Consider the following 15,119-nt stretch of genomic DNA (forward strand, 5'->3'; position numbering starts at 1 on the left):
GCGTCGTCTACGCTCTTCGTGTGGGAACAGCACGCAAGGGCGTCAACGGTTGGGAGTTGGGCAACGTCCAGCACAGCGCCGCCAGGACGCGCGTGCTCGATGCCGCGCTGGACCTGTTCGCCGAGCACGGAGTCAGCGGCACGTCGCTGCAGATGATCGCGGACGCGGTCGGAATCACGAAAGCAGCTGTCTACCACCAATTCCGGACCAAAGATCAGATTGTGATCGCGGTGACCGAGCGCGAACTGGGCCGCCTCGGCCCAGCGCTCGTCGAGGCCGAGGCGCACGGCAACGGACCGCAAGCCCGCGATGCGTTGTTGGTGCGGACGGTCGAGATGGCGGTTCGGGACCGCCGGCTGGTACGCACGCTGCAATACGATCCCGTCGTCATTCGACTGCTGGCCGAGCATGAACCGTTCCAACGTTTCATGGATCGCCTCTATCGCGTGCTGCTGGGCGATGCTGGTCTCGACGGCCGCATCGAGGCGGCCATGTTCTCCGGTGCGATCAGCACCGCCGTCATGCATCCGTTGGTCGCCGACATCGATGACGAGGTCCTGCTCGACCGGCTGATCGACTTGAGCCGGCGCCTGCTGCGCCTGCATCAGGAATCGGCCAACTAGGCGGGATTCGTCGCGTGCTCAGGTACCGTTCTCCCATGAGCACATTCGGGCGCTTCACTGCCGCAGCGCTGATGGTCGGCACCGGATTCGGATTGGCGAGTGTGGGCACCGCAACCAACGCTCGCGCCGACGATCCCCCGTGGCCGTTCGTGGGGTATTACTGGTGCCCGCCCAATCCGTGGGACCCGGCCTGGGGGCCCAATTGGGACCCGAACACCTGCCACGACGCGCACCATCGGCCCGTGGACGGCACGATCCACAGCAACGATTACTGGGGACCCAGCCCGTTCCAGGACTGGCCGGAGATTCCGAACACCCGGCCGTAGGCCGGACGCGGCTCAGGTGTCGCCGCGCTCCCAAACCTGTACGCCGTCATGCGCATTGCAGACGAGGAACAGCCCGTCCGGAGCCTGGGCGACGTAGTACGTCGGGTAATCGACACACGACGAACCCTCGTCCTTGACGCCGACCATCGGGGGCGACCTAAACCACCGGGGCTCATACCTTCTCGGCGATCCACAGAACATCAGTCGCCCCGGCTGCGTGGCGAACGAGACGTTGTAGTCCGCGGTTCCGAATACGTAGTAGGTGCTGTTGTCACAAGGTGCGCCGAGCACGCGATGCGGGATGATTCCCGGTGTGCAGAAGGAGTCGTCGCAGCTGGGCGGTCCGGCGGCAGCAGGCGCCGCGGCGAACAAGCCGAGGCCCAGCATTACTGCCACCGACGCCACAATGAATCGCACGAGAATACTTTGCCACGCTGGAAACGAAATTGGGAGCGGAATTCTGCCTTTCTGAGAAGAGCCGCGCGGGGTGCCGCTACCGAAGGCGCTGTGGCCCCCTCTGCCAGTGATAATGTGGCTCTCCGATGGTGCGGACGAGGAGGTGATCCATGCCGCCACGCGAGCTCCCAGCTGAGACGCTCGACGTCGATAACCATGGGGCAGGGCGCGACTCGGGCCCGGCGTCCGCTTCGGCCGCCGACGAGGGTGAGCTCGCCCGGGCGGAGGCCCGGGCCGAGGCTGCGCGCGCCCGCGCAACACAGCTGCGCCAACTGGCCGAGGCGGCGTCCGGCGATCACGGTGACGCACGAGCGGACGACACAGCAGACGCGGAAGCCGTAGCGGCGGGATCGGCCGTCGAATCAGCGCCCAAGCAGCGGAGGCGAAGGCTGTCCCGTCCGGGCGGCAAGGCCGCGATCGTCTTAGCCGCGATCGGCTGTGTCGTCGCCTCCCTGGCCGCCAGCGCCGGTTTGCTGTGGCATCACCGGGAGGTGCTGCAGCAGAGGCAACGCACCGCGGCATTCGCCGCAGAGGCACGCCACGCGATCCAGACGATGCTGTCGATCAACGCTGACACGGCGCGGGCCGACGTGCAACGTTTCGTTGACGAGACAACCGGTGAATTCAAGGCCGGGATATTGCTGTCTGCCGAGGATTTCGTGAAGGCGGTCGAGGAATCGAAGGCCAGCACCAAGGGCACGGTTCAGGCCGTCGCCGTGCAAACCATGACCAACGAGTCGGCGAGCGTCCTGGTCGCCGCCAAAAGCGAGCTCACCAAGCCCGGTCCCGCTAAGCCCGAATCGAAGAACCTGCGGGTCGTCGTCGACGTGCGGCGAGACGGCGGCCAGCTCAAAGTCTCCAGAGTCGAGTTCGTTCCGTGATCGCTGAGGATGAGGTGGCGCAGCAGCCGGCACCCCGGCCCGCCAGCCGCGTCAAACGCGCAGGACGCTTGTTGCGCCGAGGCGTGACGCACTGGCGACCGATTCTGCTGACGCTACTGCTGATAGCCACGACAGGATTTGCTGCCGGTTATTCCTACGTCGTGTTCCGGCCGGATCTGCAAACCGACGCCACCGCGCGACATCAGGTCATCGCGGCGGCCAGCGACGGGGCGGTGGCGCTGCTGTCCTATTCACCCGAGACCCTCACCCAGGATTTCGACAACGCCAAATCCCGGATCGCCGATAGCTATCTGCCCTACTACCAACGGTTCGCCGAGAAAGTGGTGGGCATTTCGGCACTGCGCGGCCAAGTCACGACAAGAGCCTGGATTGTCAAAGCGGCCGTATCGGAAATGCGCCCGAATTCCGCCGTCGTCCTCGCATTCGTGAGGCTGAAGACCATGAGCAAGGACAAACCCGATCCGGTGGTGACGTCGAGCAGCCTCAAGGTGGCGCTCACGAGGGTTAATGATTCATGGCTTATCGAGAATTTCGAGACGATGGGCGCGAGTACGGGTGCGGGTGCGCCTTGATCGAAACCATTCCGTAATGGGCCGCGACGGTGTTAGTCTGTGAATTCGAGTTCGCTTGAGAATGGCGGCATTTAGCACGCCGAGGAGCACGAGATGCGTTCCATGAACGTGGCGGTGAGCGCAACACTGGCGGCCGCCGGTATAGCGGGGGCCGTGAGTCTGGCGCCGGCGGCGCGGGCGTACAACCCCGCCATCAACGGCACGTATACCGCGACCGTGGTCGGGCAATGGGCGAGATCTCGGCAGGTGTATCACCAGGAAGCGAACGTGCGCAGCACCTGGAAGATCAACACGTCGTGCACCAGTGCCTACGATTGCACCGGCACGGTCGTCAGCGATCAGGGTTGGAGCGCGCCGGTGCGGATGTTCGACGGCCTCACCTGGTACCTCAGACGCGACATCCCGAACTGGGAGACCTGCGACGACGGCACCTCTTACACCGCGACGGACTACATCATGTTCCACCCCGCGGACCCGGTAACGGGGGTAAACGTGTTGGGATCACCCGTTTTTCGCGGAGACGAACGCACCATCGGCCCGTCCGGGGCGTGCGGCACCAACCTCCCGCTGGATATCGAGCAGCCGCTGCGGCTCGACCAGATCAGCTGACATTCACTTCCCAGCACCAAAAGCGTCGGGGCTCAGATGGCGAACATGTCCTTCCACGTCTTGGGCGCCTTCTTCGTGACAAGGTCCGACTGACGGAAGACGTGACCGTCGGGGGTGACGTAGGTCCCGGTGCGCGGGTCGTATTGGGCGATGGCCACCGACGGTCCAGGCCGGGACGCGTTGCCCCCGAACGCACTCGGGGTAATTGACTGCCCAACCGGCGCGCTGCCCGGCGGACCCGCTGGTAGTGGCAACGGGGCATCGGCCGGCTGTGGCGTGTCAGCCACTGGAGCCGCGGGCGGCGGCGAGTCGGCCGGTGGCGCCGCGGGCTGCGGGGCAAAGGGGAACATTGCCGGCGGGACCGACGGTGTGTTGCCCCGCGGCAACTCGGCCGGCGAGGACGGAACGTCAAGCGGCGCAATCGGAGAGACTTCGCCCATCGTCTGCGCGGGGAGCGCGGGTCCAACCGGTACCGCCGGCGGAGGCGGCGCTCCCGGTCCGCGCGGGACCGCTCCCGGCGGCATCGGCGTTCCCTCCACCGGGCCGAAGATCCTCTCCCGGTTCCAGTTCATCCGGTCGTCCGGCGGGATGCCCTGCGCAATGAGGTTCGGGTCCAGCGGGTAGGTACCGAAGATGTGCTGGCGCATGGCGAGCGGCTCGAATGGCTTGTCGCTCTCGCAGATCTCGACGGTCGGCGCGCGCTTTCCGGGCCGCTCCTGGCATGGGTAATTACGTGCACCGCGCACCCCGATGGGCGAGTCCTGCGGCAGTTTGCAGTACAGCCCGTCGGGTGTGTCGACGGTTCGAGTGTCGGCCGGCGAACGCCATTGACTCGGCGGCAGGAAGCCCACGGTGCACGCCGGCGGGTCGCTGATGTCGAGATTGAATGCGCCGGTGGGTAATCCGGCGATCGTCTTGGTGGGGAGGAAAGACTGGATCGCCGCGGTGAAGGGCGGCAACAACACCAGTACCTGTTCGAGGGATGCGTGGTACGCCACGCCGATCTGACCAATGGTGGCGAGGTTGCCGAGCAGCACCGGCAGCGTCGGTTTGATCTGATTCAGCAGTTGCGACGCTTCGTCGAACGCCGCGGGCCCTTTCCGCAGCAAGTTGCGGAACTGCGGATCGTCTTTGGCGGTTTCGCCGGTAATACCGTCGAGACTGCGTGCCCACGTTCGGATCGAGTCGGCGGTCTGGGCTTGCGCATTCAGGAAGGGTCCGGTGTCCTCGGTCAGGGTTTGCGTGCGGTCGGAGATGCCGTTGAAATCGTGGGAGAGTTGCGCCGAGGAGTCGAAGAACGACTGGAAATCGTAACCAGCACCGTTGAATCCCTTGTACGTCTCATCGAGCAGCGTGCTGAGCTTGTCTTTCGGAATGCTCTTGATCAAGGCGTTACTCTGATCGAGGACGGGACCGATCGGCTGCGGAAGCGTTGCCTGATTCACCGAGATCACGGACCCGTCGTGCAGGTACGGCGCCGAGTCGGTTTTCGGTCGCAGGTCTACGTAGTACTCACCCACCGCAGAGATGCTGAGTACCTCGGCCTTGAGGTCCGCCGGGATGTTGGGTGAAGTATCAAGACGCATAACGGCTTTCGCGCCGGTAGGAGTCAGCGCTATGTCGGTAACCCTGCCGATCTGCACGCCGCGGTAGGTCACGTTGGAGAACCGGTAGAGGCCCCCCGTGGCAGGCAGCTCGAGCGTGACCGTCATCTTGCCGATGCCCAGCAACGTCGGCACCTGCATATACCACACGACCATGACGATCAGGCCGATGACTCCCACGAGCGAGAAGATCGCCAATTGGACACGGACAAAGCGGGTCAGCATCAGTGCCCTCCTACATCCGTCGCAGTCGGGCCGGCGGCACCCTGATCGGGCGGCGGTCCCGGCAGCGGGGCGGCTTGCGGAGGCCCCGGCAGGTACTGCGCCGGCAGCGGCCCGGGCAGATTCTGCGCGGCCGGAGGCGGACCGGGCAGCGGGGGTGCATCCGCCGACTGCCCATTGAGCAGCGCTGTCAGCGGGACCGGTGGGGCTCCCACGGGCGCCTCATTGGGCGGCGGCATCCCAGGCTGCCAAGGTCGGGGATCCGGCCCACGCAGCGGCTCTCCGACCGGGCCAGGGCCGGTGAGCGCTCCGGGCGCCCCGGGCGGGGCGCCGTACCTGAATTGCAGGTAGGGCGGGTCGCCGGGCTTCGGAGGTATCTCTGCACCCAGCCGTCCCCAGTGGGTGCCCAGCAGGATGCTCTTACGCAGGCCGGCGTTGGTCAGGTCGATGACGAAGTATCCGTTGACGTAGTCGCCGCGGATGAACCGATCGATGAAGCCCTGGGTGAACGGGAACGTGGGCGCGTAGGCAAGCGCGGCATCGAGATCCGGGCCGATGTCGGCCAGCGCACCGATCGCCGGCGCCACGTTTTGCAGGTTCTTGACCAAGTCATCCCCGGCGTCGTTGACCAGCCTAGTAGCGGTGTCACTGAACGTCCCCAGCTTGTGCAGCGCTTCGGTGATGCGCGGCCGCTCCTTGGTGAGCACCTCCAGTGCCGGCGGAATCTTGTGCAGCGCTTGTGTTATCACGTCGCGCTGAGCGGCAAAAGTTCCGCTGAGCCGGTTCAGGGCCTGGATGGACGCCACCAGATTGTCGCGCTGCTGATCGAGCGTGCCGATAAATCTATCGAGGTGGCTGAGTAGCTCGCGCAGTTCGCCGGCGTGCCCGGACAGGGCCCCGTTGAAGTTGTGGATGATGTCGCCGAATTGGCCCAGCCCACCGGCGTTGAGGATCACCGACAGGGAGGAGAGCGTCTGCTCGGTCGACGGATACGTTGACGTGCGGCTCAGTGGGATGGTGGCGCCAGGCTGCAGACGCCCCTTTCCGGGTTCCCCGAGCGGGGGTTCCAGCTCGAGGTGCATGGATCCCAGCAGGCTGGTCTGACCGACACGGGCGACCACGTTCGCCGGTACCGAAGTCCCGGGATTGAGGGAGATATCCAGGTTCGCGTGCCAATTCTGCACGGTCATCTTGCTGATGCTGCCTACGATGACATCGTCGATCATTACCGGCGAATTCGCTTCCAGCTGGCCAACATTAGCGATCTCGACGTGATAGACGTTGGCACCCGAGCCACGTCCGGTCGCGCCGGGCAACGGCAGCGAGTTCAAGCCGCTGAAGGAACATCCGGTCAAGGTCAACATCAGGCAGCCGCCGATGCCGAGCATCCGACGAATCGCGACACACGCGCTCATGGTTGCTGACCTCCGCCGGGGAGCAGCATGTCCTGAACGTTCTCCGGAGCCGGAGCCGAAGGCGGAGTTACCGGCACGCTGGGCGGCGGCGGCTCGGGCATCGCAGCTCCCGGAATCCGGCCCAGTGGCACGGATCCCGGCGGGCCTACCGGGTCACCCGGCAGCCCGGTGTACGCGGAGATCGAGGGCGGCAACTCGGGTGCAACCGGCTTGGGCCCTTCCCCGCCCGGCTTCAGCCGATCTTCGGTGTAGATCACGTTTTTCGGGTCGAAGGCCGGGGCCAAGAAGGGGTTGATCGGAATCGGGATGAAATTGAAGTTGAAGTAGAACAACGGGTTGAACACCTTCAACGCCGGGCTCAGATACAAGCCACACAACTTACCGCTCTCCACCGAGGTGGCGTTCTCCAGCGCCCCGACTTGCGTGCAAAGGGCGTAGGTGGGATTGGTGAAGTTCTGGAATCCCACCCCACCGCGGATGTTCCCTACGTCGGGGTCGTAGTCGTTGTAAGCGTTGGCGATCGCGTTGGGAGCAACGTGCAGAACGTTTTTCAGGGCCATCTTGTTGTCGACGAGGATCTGGGTCACGTCGGCCAACTTCTGCAGCTGCTCGGAAGTGGCATCCCGACTGCCCTCGATGAAACGCTGCACTTCACCGACCGCACCCGACAGATCCGTCAGAGCCGCGTCCAGGTCGGACTTGTTGTCGTCGAGCACACTGGTGAGGGTCGCCAATCGGTTGTCGAACTGCACGATCTGAGTGTTGCTGTCCCGCAGAGCCGAGATGAACGTCTGCAAATTCTTGACGATGTCGACGAGGCTGCCGCTGCCGTTGGCAAAGATTCGCGTCACCGCCGACAGTTGAGAAAGTGTCTGCCTGAGCCTTTCACCGTTGTCGCCACCCAGCGCGTCGGCGGCGCTGTCGATGAAGCGGGCCACCGATGGGGTTGACACTTTGCTGCTGGGTCCCAATTCGGTTGCCAAACGCATCAACTGGGTCTTTACCTGGTCCCATTCCACCGGTACCGCCGTCCGGTCAATCGGTATCACCGCGCCGTCGCGCATGGTGGGACCGCTGGACCGATACGGCGGGGTGAGCTGCACATAGCGCGCGGCCACCAGGTTCTGGGCCACGATCACCGCCTTGGCATCGGCCGGGATGGACACGCCATGATCGACGTGCATCACCAACTTGGCGCGGGTGCCCTCCGGCTGAATCGAGTCAATGGTGCCGACCTTCAACCCGGACACCCGCACATCGTCACCCGGATAGATCGCGGTAGCGGTCGGGAAGTAGGCGGTGATCGTCGTCGTGTGGAAGAAGGTGTTGCGCACGGCGATTCCCGCGCCGACGATCAGCAGGAAGGCCAACACAATCGCCAGCCCGACCTTGAGCGTGCTACGCGGAATCGCCTGAAGCCGGTTCACCGTGACCCTCCCGGGATCATATTGAAGGGGAAGGGGAAGAACGCCCGCGGGCCGGCATTGTCCGGCGGTGAGCCCGGCCGCCCGTAGGCACGGAAGCCGAAGCTGTAGTCGAACAACCACTGGAAGAACTGCATGAAGAAGATGTTTGGAATGAGCGGGTTGTAGTAGAACCCGCTCGATACGGTTTCACCGGACGTGATGGAGAACTTCGCCAGTCCCGGAAGCGCTTTGGCGATGTTGTCCCGGTTCTTTTGCAGCACCGCCAGCACCTTGTTTACCTTTTCGAGGGAGGGTGCCAGCTTCGATTCGTTGTCGTGCACCAAGCCGGTCAGCTGCTTGGACACGACCGACGTGCTTTCCAGGAGGCGCACGATCGCCTGCCGGCGCGCGACCAGCGTCGACACCAGGTCGTTGGCGTTGAGGATCAGCGTGTTGAGCTGATCGCTGCGCTGCGACAAGACGCCGGTCACATCGGCGGCGCCCTTGAGCAACTCGCTCAGTGACTTGTTGCGCGAATTCAGGGTTTGGGACAGGCGCGCCACCCCGTCGAACGTGGGACCCAATTGCGGCGCAATCTCATTCAGCGTCGACGACAACGTGTCGAGAGACTGGTTCAGCGCACCGGTGTCGGTCCCCTCGATATCACTCGAGAGATTCTCCACGGCCTCGGACAGCGAATAGGGCGACGAGGTACGCGACACCGGGATAACGCTCATCGGACGTAAGGTGTTGTTGCCCGCCGATTCCAGGGTGAGTATTCGTTGCCCCAGCAGCGAACCCGTCCTGATGTGTGCGGTGCTGGCGGACCCGAGCTGTACGTTGCCCTTGACGGTGAACGTCACCACGACATCGCCACGGTCCAACGACATTCCCGATACGGTGCCGACCTTGATGCCCGAAACCGTGACCTCGTTGCCGGTCGCGAGACCGCCGGCATCGGCAAACACCGCCTGATAGCGCACCGTGGTGGCCCGCTGCAGCAGTTGATCAGGATTCAGTCCAACCGCGATGATCAGGATGATGAGGACGGCGCCGATGAATCCCGATTTGATCAGCTGAGCGCCACGGTACCTATTCATCGGGGTCCTTTGGCTCCGCGCACCGTCCGGTGGTCTGGTGCGCGATACCCACCTGCACCGTGCGGTACTGCAAATCAGACACCCAAAGCTCCAGCCCGCACAGGTAATACGGGAACCAGGCTCCGTAGGAGCCCAGCCGCTGCAGTTTCTTGTAGTTGTGCGGCAGCTTCTGCAAAGAGATGTCGATGAGGTCGGGGTCCTTCGCCAGCAACGGCGCCATGCGATCCAACTGGTCGACAGTGTTGGCCAACGGCTTGCGGGCGCGGCTGAGCAGGCTCGCGAGCGAGGCGGTGCCATTGTCGAGGGAGGTGATGGCGGTGCCGATCGTGTCGCGGTCGTTGGACAAGCCGCTGATCAGTTTCTCCAATCGATCGATGGCGTCGGAGAATTTACCGCTCTCTTTGTCCACGGTGCCCACGACGATGTTGAGGTTGTCGATGAGCTCCTGCACCGTTTGGCCGTTGTCGGCGATCGCGTTGGAAAACGAGGTCGTCTTCGCGAAGAGCGAATTCAGTGTTCCGCCCTCGCCCTGGAATACCTGAATCAGCGCGGCACTGAGTTCGTTGACGTCGTGCGGATTCAGGCCCTGCGTAACGGGTTTGAGTCCGCCGAGCAACAAGTCGAGGTCGAGCGCGGGGGCGGTGCGTTCGAGCGGGATCTCCGAACCCGCGGGCAGCACCTTGGTGGATCCGGGGCCGTCGACGAGTTCGAGGTAGCGGTCCCCGACGAGGTTCAGGTAGCGGATCATGGCCCGGGTGCCGGTGGTGAGTACCACGCTGCGGTCGGCGTCGAATTTCACCAGCACCTTCTTGTCCGGACGCAACGAGATGCTCTTGACCGTGCCCACACGAACGCCGGCGACCCGGACGGTCTGTCCCTCCTTGAGCCGCGAAACATCGTTGAACAGCGCCGAATACCCGGTGGTCGAGCCGGTCGTGTACTGACCGAAGATGAAGAACAAGGACACCGTCAGCAGCGTCATCACCAGGCCGAAGGTCCCGAATTTGATGATCATCCCGCGCGAGCCCGTCATCCGGGTTGTCCGATCTGCGTGACGTTGCGGGGCGGCCCGTCGATCGGACCGTACAGCAGCTGCTTGAGCGCGTCGGAGTTCCACATCAGCTGCGGGTTGCCGTATTCCTGCGGGTTGGCACCGACGTCGGCAATCACGAACTCCGGCGCCTTGCGGTACGGCACGTCGGGAAGGTTCTCGCAGTGCGGGCCGCCGGTCGCCGCGACCTTGGGTAGGTTGCTGGGGTAGCGGTAGCGCTCGGTGCCGAAGCCGAGGAAGACCTGTGCGTAGATCATCGGTTCGGTGTTGTTCGGGACGTGCAGGTTCTCCAGTGACCCGGCGAGGCCGCACCACAGCACCTTGTGGTATTCGTTCAGCAGGTTGGTGGTGGGCACCAGCTTGTGCAGGACGTCGCCCAGCACTTCGCGATTGGTGCCGATCACGTCGTTGCCCGTATTGGCCAGGCCAATTGAGCTGAGCAGGAACGTGTCCAGGTTCTGTTGCTCCTCGACGAGGGTCTTGCTGATGGTGATCGTGTTGTCGATCGTCGACAGCAAATGTGGCGCCGAGTCGGCGTAGGCGTTGCTCACGACCGGCAGCGCCTCGAGGTCGTGGCTCAGCGCGGGCAGGCTCGGTTCCTGTTTGGCCAGAAAAGCATTGAAGTCGGAGATCGTCTGGCCGATCTTGTGGCCCCGGCCGTTCACCGCGGAGGCGATCGCGCCGAGCGTCTCGTTGAGCTTGGCCGGATCGATCGATGACAACAGGTTCTGCAATTGCTGGAAGACCGTGTTGATTTCGACGGTGACGTCCTTGTTCTGCAGCACCGCACCGGGCTGCAGATGTTTTGGCGACGGGTCGGCTGGCGGTATCAGGTCGACGAATTTGGCACCGAACACCGACGTCGATGCGATGTCGACGAGGACGTTGGCCGGGATGAGAGGCATTTGGGACGGCTGCATTTCGAGGTTCAGGACCGCTTGGCCGTTGGGCCGCACATCAATCGAGCCCACCCTGCCGACCTCGACGCCGCGCATCTTCACTTTGGCATCCGGATTCATCACCAAACCGGCGCGGGGTGAAACGACAGTCACCGGCACGGTTTTCGTGAAATTTCCCTGGAACAGGGCCAGCGCCACGGCGACGATGATGCCGACGATGACGATGGTCGCCAATCCGGCCAGCGGACGCGCATACGATTGCGCCCCGAAGTGGCGGCCGGGTGATGCCGCGACCGGTCTAGCCGAGCTATCCGCTTCAGAGCGGTCGATGGGACCGGGCCCGAAGTTGCGCGTCACTTTCCTTTCACCACCCTTCTCTAGCCGGAGAGGTTGAAGTTGCCGTTGGAACCGTAGATAGCCAGCGAGACCAGCAGGATCACCGACACCACCACGATCAGCGACGTCCGCACCGCGTTACCCGTCGCGACGCCTACACCGGCCGGTCCGCCCGAGGCGAAATAGCCGTAGAACGTATGGATCAACAAGATCGTCAGCGCCATCGCGACGGCCTGCAGGAACGACCAGAACAAATCAATGGGGTTCAAGAACGTCGTGAAGTAGTGGTTGTACAAACCACCGGACTGGCCGAACAGGACCGTCGTGATGAACTGGCTGGCCATAAAGGACAGCACCACCGCGATGCTGTACAACGGCGTAATCGCCAGCATGCCGGCCACGATCCTGGTGCTGACCAGATACGAAATCGGGCGGATCGCCATGGATTCCAGCGCATCGATTTCTTCGTTGATCCGCATCGCGCCCAGCTGCGCCGTCACCCCGGCGCCGAAGGTCGCGGCCAAGCCAATTCCCGCAACGATCGGCGCGGCGATTCGCACATTGATGAAGGCGGCCAGAAACCCGGTCAACGCCTCGATGCCGATATTGCCCAGCGAGCTGTATCCCTGCACGGCGAGCGTGCCACCGGCGGCCAGCGTCATGAACCCGACGATGGCCAGCGTCCCACCGATCATCGCCAGCGTGCCCGCGCCCATGCTGATTTCGGCAACCAGACGAATGATTTCCCGCCGGTAATGCGTCACGGCGAAAGGGATTCCGGCAAGCGCCTTGCCGTAGAACAGCGTGTGATCGCCGATTCGGCTCAGGGTGCCGACCGGCTTGGAAATCTGCCGCGATAGCCGCGGGTAAACGGCTCTTAGCTGTGCCACGGCGGGTCCTTGCACCTCCCTCGAGCTACTGCTTGGACGAAAATCGGATGCCAATGGCGGTGACGACCACATTGACGACCAGTAGAGACATGAACGCGAACACCACGGTCTCGTTGACCGCGTTGCCAACCGCCTTAGCGCCGCCACCGGACACCGTCAGGCCGCGATAGCACGCGACCAGCCCGGCGATCAGTCCGAAAAGCGCTGCCTTCACACACGAAATGACCACCTCGGGCACACCGGTCAGCAGGGTGATGCCTGCGGCGAATGCACCGGGGTTCACGTCCTGGACGAACACCGAGAAGACGTAACCGCCCACGATGCCGATGATCACCACCAGGCTGTTCAGCAGCAGCGCCACCAGGCCCGCAGCCAGCATGCGCGGCGTCACGAGACGCTGAATCGGGTTGATACCCAACACTTCCATCGCGTCGATTTCTTCGCGGATCGTCCGCGAACCCAGGTCCGCGCACATCGCCGTCGCACCGGAACCGGCCACGATCAAGACCGTCACCAACGGCCCGACCTGGGTGACCGCGCCGAACGCCGCTCCCGCGCCCGACAGGTCGGCAGCACCCAGCTCCCGGAGCAGGATGTTGAGGGTGAAGCTGACCAAGACGGTGAAGGGGATCGCCACCAACAGCGTCGGCACGATCGCGACCCGCGCCACGAACCACGACTGCTCCAGGAATTCGCGGCCCTGAAACGGCCGGCGAAACAGGAACTTCACCGCGTCGGCCGACATGGCGAACAAACCGCCAACCGCCTCCATCGGTTTGGAGCCACGCCCGAACGAGATGCCGGGCGACCAGCGGTCAGCCCCCTCACTCGCCATGGGCTTCCGATCCTCTCACCGTTACGAGACTGGCAGTCTTGTTCTGGCGTACCGGCCGCGGTAAATTCGGTTGAGCACAAACGTCGAAATGTCCACCGAGCAGCCGCATCCCGCCATCGGTCGCCGGTGGGACAGCCGCTACCAACCTCACGCCAATCCTCCGATCCGTCGCGTGAGAAAGCGTCGGGCAATTGTGACTCATGCCACGTCCATGCGGGGCGAAAAACGCATAACCGTTATTGAACGCGGAAACATATCAGGGCGGTCCCGTTCTCAGGTGACGGCGCCGGCCGTCTTGAGTTCGATGATGCGATCCCAATCCAAGCCCAGTTCCAGCAGGATCTCGTCGGTCTGCTCGGCGAATCCTGGTGCGGGTCCGGTATGCGGCGGCGCCACGTCGAATTGGACCGGATTGGAGACGAGTTCGAGTTCGCCTGCCCGCACTACGTATTCGTTGGCCCTGATCTGCGCGTCGTCGGCCGCCTGCAACGTGTCCTGCACTGGCGCCCACGGGCCGGCCAACGTGGCAAAGCGATCGCTCCACTCGGCTAGCGTGCGGGTCGCGATCACCTTGGTCAAGATCTCCACCGCTGCCGATGTGTTGGCGGTGATCTGCTCGATGGTCGCGAAGCGCGGGTCGTCGGCAAACTCCGGGAGGTCGACGTGCCGGCAAACGTCCGCCCAGAACTTGGTCGGCTGCATCATCACGAAGGAGATGTACCGGCCATCCGACGTCGTGTACAGCCCAACCAACGGGTTGTTGGGCGCACCATGCACACCCGGCGGGGGGGCCTCGAGCCGTTGGTTCAGGTGCTTGGTCAACGCGACGGTGTGGCCCATCGACCACAGTCCGCTGCCCAGCAGCGACACGTCGACGACGGATGGCTCGCCGGTGCGCTCGCGCTTGAGCAACGCCGCCGCGATGCCTCCGGCGAGGTTGGTTCCCGAGATGGTGTCGCCGTAGGCCGGTCCGGGCGGCGCGATCATGCCCGGCATTCCCATCGGGGTGATGGTGGCCGCGGTGCCCGCCCGGCACCAGAAGGCGGTCATGTCGTAGCCGCCCTTGGTTGCTTCTTCACCACGCGGCCCCAGCGCGCTGCCGCGCGCGTAGATGATCGACGGGTTCACCGTGCGGATGTCGTCCACGTCGATGCCGAACTTTTGCCGGGCGCCGGGCAGGAAGCTGGTAAGGAATACATCGGACCGGCGGGTCAAGTCGTAGAGCACCTCCTTGCCCTCGGGCACCGACATGTCCAGGCCGATGCTGCGCTTGCCGCGGTTGGCGTGCTCGATGTTGGGGTTGGGGTCGCCCTCGACGCGCAGCATGCCGGTCTGCCGCAGCCCACGCTGCGGGTCTCCGGTCACCGCGTGCTCGACCTTGATCACGTCGGCACCCCATTCGCGCAACACGGCGCCAGCCGACGGGACGAACCCGTACATGGCGACCTCCAGCACGCGAATGCCTTCCATTGGCCTCATGCGTCACCTCCTACGACTGTGACGGCGAAGGTCTTCCGTGTCGGGAAGTCGGACGCGGTATCCGAGGTGATCGACACCGTGTCCAGCGCTGGCATAATTTCTCCCTGGAGTGTGATGTCGATCACAACTGACACGCCGGGGTGGCGGCAGTCACGAAAATTTCATTCTCTTCACGGGCGAATCTTACATTCGTCCATCGAGAATTCAAGAAAGTCTCAGGATGACGGCGTGCTGATGGTCGGCTGTGCAACTGCTCAGATTCCTCTTCTTATTGCAGCTCGTGGCAGGCCAGATGGGGTTTTGCGGCAATGTTGCACGCCGCTTCGCCGTGAGAGTAGGGTTCTCATAATTGCAAGGGAGATTCTTTGTGACAGAGACGGCCACAATTGCCGCA

The 15,119-nt window shown here is 63.9% G+C and carries 15 protein-coding genes; 5 read left to right on the forward strand and 10 right to left on the reverse strand.

Annotation, left to right across the window (positions count from 1 at the left end; genetic code table 11):
- Nucleotides 1-20: 20 nt before the first annotated feature.
- Nucleotides 21-623 carry a TetR/AcrR family transcriptional regulator gene (locus MSG_RS21065; RefSeq protein ID WP_096442693.1) on the forward strand — a complete coding sequence of 201 codons (603 nt, stop codon included), beginning with the start codon at nt 21-23 and terminating at the stop codon, nt 621-623.
- 35 nt (nt 624-658) lie between these two features.
- Nucleotides 659-949, forward strand: a complete 291-nt coding sequence (locus MSG_RS21070; protein ID WP_096442695.1) for a hypothetical protein — start codon at nt 659-661, stop codon at nt 947-949.
- 12 nt (nt 950-961) lie between these two features.
- Here the strand turns inward: MSG_RS21070 and MSG_RS21075 are convergent, their stop codons facing one another.
- A complete protein-coding gene (locus tag MSG_RS21075) occupies nt 962-1,366 on the reverse strand; it encodes a hypothetical protein (protein ID WP_096442697.1) in 405 nt (134 codons plus the stop codon).
- A gap of 149 nt (nt 1,367-1,515) precedes the next feature.
- On the opposite strand from MSG_RS21075, the gene MSG_RS21080 reads away from it, so the two are divergent.
- The 3 genes from MSG_RS21080 (at nt 1,516) to MSG_RS21090 (ending at nt 3,488) form a co-directional block, all read left to right on the forward strand.
- Nucleotides 1,516-2,286 carry a hypothetical protein gene (locus MSG_RS21080; protein WP_096442699.1) on the forward strand — a complete coding sequence of 257 codons (771 nt, stop codon included), beginning with the start codon at nt 1,516-1,518 and terminating at the stop codon, nt 2,284-2,286.
- Entirely contained in the window at nt 2,283-2,879 is a 597-nt protein-coding gene (locus MSG_RS21085; RefSeq protein WP_232011094.1) for a twin-arginine translocation pathway signal, read from the forward strand. The genes MSG_RS21080 and MSG_RS21085 overlap by 4 nt, the downstream gene beginning before the upstream one ends.
- A 93-nt stretch (nt 2,880-2,972) precedes the next feature.
- Nucleotides 2,973-3,488: an Rv2253/PknI dimerization domain-containing protein gene (locus MSG_RS21090; RefSeq protein ID WP_096442701.1), complete on the forward strand. Its 516-nt coding sequence runs from the start codon at nt 2,973-2,975 to the stop codon at nt 3,486-3,488.
- Nucleotides 3,489-3,520: 32 nt separating this feature from the next.
- Here MSG_RS21090 and MSG_RS21095 read toward each other — a convergent pair whose 3' ends face one another.
- The 9 genes from MSG_RS21095 to MSG_RS21135 form a co-directional block, all read right to left on the reverse strand.
- On the reverse strand, nt 3,521-5,317 hold the full coding sequence (locus MSG_RS21095; protein ID WP_096442703.1) for an MCE family protein: 1,797 nt from the start codon (nt 5,315-5,317) through the stop codon (nt 3,521-3,523).
- The gene (locus MSG_RS21100; protein WP_096442705.1) at nt 5,317-6,729 is read right to left on the reverse strand and encodes an MCE family protein; all 1,413 of its coding nucleotides are present in this window, start codon (nt 6,727-6,729) and stop codon (nt 5,317-5,319) included. Before MSG_RS21100 ends, MSG_RS21095 begins: the two co-directional genes overlap by 1 nt.
- Nucleotides 6,726-8,156, reverse strand: coding sequence for an MCE family protein (locus tag MSG_RS21105; RefSeq protein ID WP_096442707.1), 1,431 nt, complete (start codon nt 8,154-8,156; stop codon nt 6,726-6,728). The genes MSG_RS21100 and MSG_RS21105 overlap by 4 nt, the downstream gene beginning before the upstream one ends.
- On the reverse strand, nt 8,153-9,235 hold the full coding sequence (locus tag MSG_RS21110) for an MCE family protein (protein ID WP_096442709.1): 1,083 nt from the start codon (nt 9,233-9,235) through the stop codon (nt 8,153-8,155). Before MSG_RS21110 ends, MSG_RS21105 begins: the two co-directional genes overlap by 4 nt.
- The gene (locus tag MSG_RS21115; protein ID WP_096442711.1) at nt 9,228-10,268 is read right to left on the reverse strand and encodes an MCE family protein; all 1,041 of its coding nucleotides are present in this window, start codon (nt 10,266-10,268) and stop codon (nt 9,228-9,230) included. The genes MSG_RS21110 and MSG_RS21115 overlap by 8 nt, the downstream gene beginning before the upstream one ends.
- Entirely contained in the window at nt 10,265-11,542 is a 1,278-nt protein-coding gene (locus tag MSG_RS21120; RefSeq protein ID WP_096442713.1) for an MCE family protein, read from the reverse strand. Before MSG_RS21120 ends, MSG_RS21115 begins: the two co-directional genes overlap by 4 nt.
- Nucleotides 11,543-11,562: 20 nt before the next feature.
- Entirely contained in the window at nt 11,563-12,411 is an 849-nt protein-coding gene (locus tag MSG_RS21125) for an ABC transporter permease (RefSeq protein WP_096444708.1), read from the reverse strand.
- A 25-nt stretch (nt 12,412-12,436) separates the two neighbouring features.
- Nucleotides 12,437-13,246, reverse strand: a complete 810-nt coding sequence (locus MSG_RS21130; protein ID WP_096442715.1) for an MlaE family ABC transporter permease — start codon at nt 13,244-13,246, stop codon at nt 12,437-12,439.
- Nucleotides 13,247-13,519: 273 nt separating this feature from the next.
- Nucleotides 13,520-14,725, reverse strand: a complete 1,206-nt coding sequence (locus MSG_RS21135) for a CaiB/BaiF CoA transferase family protein (protein WP_096442717.1) — start codon at nt 14,723-14,725, stop codon at nt 13,520-13,522.
- Nucleotides 14,726-15,119: the final 394 nt, after the last annotated feature.

Origin of the sequence: Mycobacterium shigaense (assembly GCF_002356315.1) — a bacterium.
Taxonomy (GTDB): domain Bacteria; phylum Actinomycetota; class Actinomycetes; order Mycobacteriales; family Mycobacteriaceae; genus Mycobacterium; species Mycobacterium shigaense.